Source organism: Cognatazoarcus halotolerans (genome assembly GCF_009800965.1).
GTDB lineage: Bacteria > Pseudomonadota > Gammaproteobacteria > Burkholderiales > Rhodocyclaceae > Cognatazoarcus > Cognatazoarcus halotolerans.
In genome coordinates this window covers 1-5,439 of record NZ_WUAF01000038.1, presented here as the reverse complement: position 1 = coordinate 5,439, position 5,439 = coordinate 1, and the positions used below count along the sequence as shown (strand labels likewise).

2 tRNA genes and 3 rRNA genes are annotated in these 5,439 nt (G+C 53.2%); all 5 read left to right on the top strand.

The window, feature by feature from the left end:
• Positions 1 to 305: 305 nt before the first annotated feature.
• Positions 306 to 1,841: ribosomal RNA gene (locus tag GQB03_RS22495) — 16S ribosomal RNA — on the top strand.
• A 67-nt stretch (positions 1,842 to 1,908) separates the two neighbouring features.
• Positions 1,909 to 1,985 (top strand) — tRNA-Ile (locus GQB03_RS22490).
• Between the two features lie 12 nt (positions 1,986 to 1,997).
• Positions 1,998 to 2,073, top strand: a tRNA-Ala gene (locus tag GQB03_RS22485).
• A 251-nt stretch (positions 2,074 to 2,324) separates the two neighbouring features.
• Positions 2,325 to 5,207 (top strand): 23S ribosomal RNA (locus GQB03_RS22480).
• Positions 5,208 to 5,279: 72 nt separating this feature from the next.
• Positions 5,280 to 5,392, top strand: a 5S ribosomal RNA gene (gene rrf, locus GQB03_RS22475).
• The 16S, 23S and 5S rRNA genes sit together here with 2 tRNA genes alongside, the layout of an rRNA operon.
• Positions 5,393 to 5,439: the final 47 nt, after the last annotated feature.

Genomic DNA, 5,439 nt, shown 5'->3' with positions numbered 1-5,439 from the left:
TGTTGACGGTCTAGATTTGGTGTGTATAATTCGCCGCTCTCGTTGCTTGGCGGGGTTTTGCGGGGCGATGAGGGGTTGATGGATGCGGCGGGTTGTTAAAAATAATTCGCTGGATGTATTGACAAGCTGAAGCGGTTTCTACATAATTCCGCTTCTTCGCTGCTCCGGTAGCGACGCTCTTTAAAAAGTTGAACAGCCGATAGGTGTGGGTGCTTGATTGGCGAGGTAGTCGGAATTTATTCCGGCGAAAACGCAAAAATTAAGTGCTCAAGGAAGAATTGAATTTTTCTGCGAGTGCAGTGATTGAACTTAAGAGTTTGATCCTGGCTCAGATTGAACGCTGGCGGCATGCTTTACACATGCAAGTCGAACGGTAACGGGGGCTTCGGTCTGCCGACGAGTGGCGAACGGGTGAGTAATATATCGGAACGTGCCCAGTAATGGGGGATAGCTCGGCGAAAGCCGGATTAATACCGCATACGCCCTGAGGGGGAAAGTGGGGGATCTTCGGACCTCACGTTATTGGAGCGGCCGATATCAGATTAGCTAGTTGGTGGGGTAAAGGCCTACCAAGGCGACGATCTGTAGCTGGTCTGAGAGGATGATCAGCCACACTGGGACTGAGACACGGCCCAGACTCCTACGGGAGGCAGCAGTGGGGAATTTTGGACAATGGGCGAAAGCCTGATCCAGCCATGCCGCGTGAGTGAAGAAGGCCTTCGGGTTGTAAAGCTCTTTCAGGTGGAAAGAAAACGGATGGGTTAATACCCTGTCCGGATGACGGTACCACCAGAAGAAGCACCGGCTAACTACGTGCCAGCAGCCGCGGTAATACGTAGGGTGCGAGCGTTAATCGGAATTACTGGGCGTAAAGCGTGCGCAGGCGGTTGTGTAAGACAGGTGTGAAATCCCCGGGCTTAACCTGGGAACTGCGCTTGTGACTGCACAGCTAGAGTACGGCAGAGGGGGGTAGAATTCCACGTGTAGCAGTGAAATGCGTAGAGATGTGGAGGAATACCGATGGCGAAGGCAGCCCCCTGGGCCTGTACTGACGCTCATGCACGAAAGCGTGGGGAGCAAACAGGATTAGATACCCTGGTAGTCCACGCCCTAAACGATGTCAACTAGTTGTTCGGAAGGGAAACTTTCTGAGTAACGCAGCTAACGCGTGAAGTTGACCGCCTGGGGAGTACGGCCGCAAGGTTAAAACTCAAAGGAATTGACGGGGACCCGCACAAGCGGTGGATGATGTGGATTAATTCGATGCAACGCGAAAAACCTTACCTACCCTTGACATGTCTGGAACTTGTGAGAGATCACTTGGTGCCTTCGGGAGCCAGAACACAGGTGCTGCATGGCTGTCGTCAGCTCGTGTCGTGAGATGTTGGGTTAAGTCCCGCAACGAGCGCAACCCTTGTCGTTAATTGCCATCATTAAGTTGGGCACTTTAGCGAGACTGCCGGTGACAAACCGGAGGAAGGTGGGGATGACGTCAAGTCCTCATGGCCCTTATGGGTAGGGCTTCACACGTCATACAATGGTCGGTACAGAGGGTTGCCAAGCCGCGAGGTGGAGCTAATCCCAGAAAGCCGATCGTAGTCCGGATTGTAGTCTGCAACTCGACTGCATGAAGTCGGAATCGCTAGTAATCGCAGATCAGCATGCTGCGGTGAATACGTTCCCGGGTCTTGTACACACCGCCCGTCACACCATGGGAGTGGGTTTCACCAGAAGTAGGTAGCTTAACCTTCGGGAGGGCGCTTACCACGGTGAGATTCATGACTGGGGTGAAGTCGTAACAAGGTAGCCGTATCGGAAGGTGCGGCTGGATCACCTCCTTTCAAGAGAAAAACTTCGTTCGATCAAGTATCCACAACCTATCGGTTGTTTGCTATAGCGACCTGGTGAGGGTCTGTAGCTCAGCTGGTTAGAGCACCGTCTTGATAAGGCGGGGGTCGTTGGTTCGAACCCAACCAGACCCACCAACGTATCAAAATGGGGGATTAGCTCAGCTGGGAGAGCACCTGCTTTGCAAGCAGGGGGTCGTCGGTTCGATCCCGTCATCCTCCACCAGAACTCCAAAGATCAGAATCAAGCGGGCTCGAGCGCGATTGGGCGCCGGGTGTGTTTGCTTCTGGTTTTTACGCCAGTAAGGCTGTTGCTCTTTAACAAAGTGAAGAAGGTAGTGTCATCGATTGCAAAATGGATCGATGGCACGGTTGTGTGATTGCATTGCCATGACCATGCTTGTCAGCGATGGTTGTGGCGCACAAACGAGTTCGTGCCTAAAACGTAGGCCTTGGTAACAGGGTCTAAGGTTATAGGATCAAGCGACTAAGTGCATGTGGTGGATGCCTTGGCGATCACAGGCGATGAAGGACGTGTAAGCCTGCGAAAAGCGTGGGGGAGCTGGCAATAAAGCTTTGATCCCGCGATGTCCGAATGGGGAAACCCGGCCCGCAAGGGTCATCCCTGACTGAATACATAGGTCAGTGGAAGCGAACGCGGCGAACTGAAACATCTAAGTAGCCGCAGGAACAGAAATCAACCGAGATTCCCAAAGTAGTGGCGAGCGAAATGGGACTAGCCTGCACGACTAAACAAGTTGCTTAACAGAACGGTCTGGAAAGTCCGGCCATAGTGGGTGATAGCCCCGTATGTGAAAAGCTTCTTGCGGGTCTGAGCGTGCGACAAGTAGGGCGGGACACGAGAAATCCTGTCTGAAGATGGGGGGACCATCCTCCAAGGCTAAATACTCGTGATCGACCGATAGTGAACTAGTACCGTGAGGGAAAGGCGAAAAGAACCCCGGGAGGGGAGTGAAATAGATCCTGAAACCGCATGCATACAAACAGTGGGAGCCGACTTGTTCGGTGACTGCGTACCTTTTGTATAATGGGTCAGCGACTTACGTTCAGTTGCGAGCTTAACCGAATAGGGGAGGCGTAGCGAAAGCGAGTCTGATAAGGGCGCTTTAGTAGCTGGATGTAGACCCGAAACCGGGTGATCTATCCATGGCCAGGATGAAGGTGCGGTAACACGCACTGGAGGTCCGAACCCACTAATGTTGAAAAATTAGGGGATGAGCTGTGGATAGGGGTGAAAGGCTAAACAAACCCGGAAATAGCTGGTTCTCCCCGAAAACTATTTAGGTAGTGCGTCGTACGGACACTTGCGGGGGTAGAGCACTGTAATCGTTGGGGGGGTCATTGCGATCTACCCCGCGATAGCAAACTCCGAATACCGCAAAGTGATATACGGCAGACAGACAGCGGGTGCTAACGTCCGTTGTCGAGAGGGAAACAACCCAGACCGCCAGCTAAGGTCCCAAATGTATGGCTAAGTGGCAAACGAGGTGGGAAGGCATAGACAGCTAGGAGGTTGGCTTAGAAGCAGCCACCCTTTAAAGAAAGCGTAATAGCTCACTAGTCGAGTCGTCCTGCGCGGAAGATGTAACGGGGCTAAGCCATAAACCGAAGCTGCGGATGTCGAAAGACATGGTAGGGGAGCGTTCTGTAAGCCTGCGAAGGTGTCTCGTAAGGGATGCTGGAGGTATCAGAAGTGCGAATGCTGACATGAGTAGCGATAAAGGGTGTGAAAAGCACCCTCGCCGAAAGCCCAAGGTTTCCTGCGCAACGTTCATCGACGCAGGGTGAGTCGGCCCCTAAGGCGAGGCAGAAATGCGTAGTCGATGGGAAACAGGTCAATATTCCTGTACCGCTCTATGATGCGATGGGGGGACGGAGAAGGGTAGGTCAGCCGGGTGTTGGACGTCCCGGTTTAAGCGTGTAGGCGTGCCCTCTAGGCAAATCCGGAGGGCTAAGCCAAGGCGTGATGACGAGGGCTCATTGAGCCCGAAGTGATTGATCCCATGCTTCCAGGAAAAGCCTCTAAGCTTCAGTCATAGAGTGACCGTACCGCAAACCGACACAGGTGGGCAGGTTGAAAATACCAAGGCGCTTGAGAGAACTCAGGAGAAGGAACTCGGCAAATTGATACCGTAACTTCGGGAGAAGGTATGCCCCATTAGCTTGTAGGAGTACATCCGAAGGGCGAAGGGGCCGCAGAGAATCGGTGGCTGCGACTGTTTATTAAAAACACAGCACTCTGCAAACACGAAAGTGGACGTATAGGGTGTGACGCCTGCCCGGTGCCGGAAGGTTAAGTGATGGGGTGCAAGCTCTTGATCGAAGCCCCGGTAAACGGCGGCCGTAACTATAACGGTCCTAAGGTAGCGAAATTCCTTGTCGGGTAAGTTCCGACCTGCACGAATGGCGTAACGATGGCCACACTGTCTCCTCCTGAGACTCAGCGAAGTTGAAGTGTTTGTGAAGATGCAATCTACCCGCGGCTAGACGGAAAGACCCCATGAACCTTTACTGCAGCTTTGCATTGGACTTTGACGGGACTTGTGTAGGATAGGTGGGAGGCTATGAAACCGGGACGCTAGTTCTGGTGGAGCCGTCCTTGAAATACCACCCTGGTGTCGTTGAGGTTCTAACCCAGGCCCGTGAATCCGGGCCGGGGACCGTGCATGGTAGGCAGTTTGACTGGGGCGGTCTCCTCCCAAAAGGTAACGGAGGAGTACGAAGGTCTTCTAGGTACGGTCGGACATCGTACTGATAGTGCAATGGCAAAAGAAGGCTTGACTGCGAGACCGACAAGTCGAGCAGGTGCGAAAGCAGGTCATAGTGATCCGGTGGTTCTGTATGGAAGGGCCATCGCTCAACGGATAAAAGGTACTCTGGGGATAACAGGCTGATTCCGCCCAAGAGTTCACATCGACGGCGGAGTTTGGCACCTCGATGTCGGCTCATCACATCCTGGGGCTGTAGCCGGTCCCAAGGGTATGGCTGTTCGCCATTTAAAGTGGTACGTGAGCTGGGTTTAAAACGTCGTGAGACAGTTTGGTCCCTATCTGCCGTGGGCGCTGGAAGTTTGAGGGGACCTGCTCCTAGTACGAGAGGACCGGAGTGGACGTATCTCTGGTGTACCGGTTGTCACGCCAGTGGCATCGCCGGGTAGCTAAATACGGAAGAGATAACCGCTGAAAGCATCTAAGCGGGAAACTCGCCTCAAGATAAGACTTCCCCGGGGACTCGATCCCCCTGAAGGGTCGTTCAAGACCAGGACGTTGATAGGCTGGGTGTGGAAGCGTGGCAACACGTTAAGCTAACCAGTACTAATTGCCCGTGCGGCTTGATCCTATAACCTTACATGCACAAACCCGTTCAGCAATCACACAACAAACCCTTCTTCAGCTTTGACACAAGTTACAGTCTGACGACCATAGCGTCTTGGTACCACCCCTTCCCATCCCGAACAGGACCGTGAAACAAGACCGCGCCGATGATAGTGCCCATCCGGGTGTGAAAGTAGGTCATCGTCAGACTAACCAAAAAAGGCCCCTGATAATCCATCAGGGGCCTTTCCATGTCT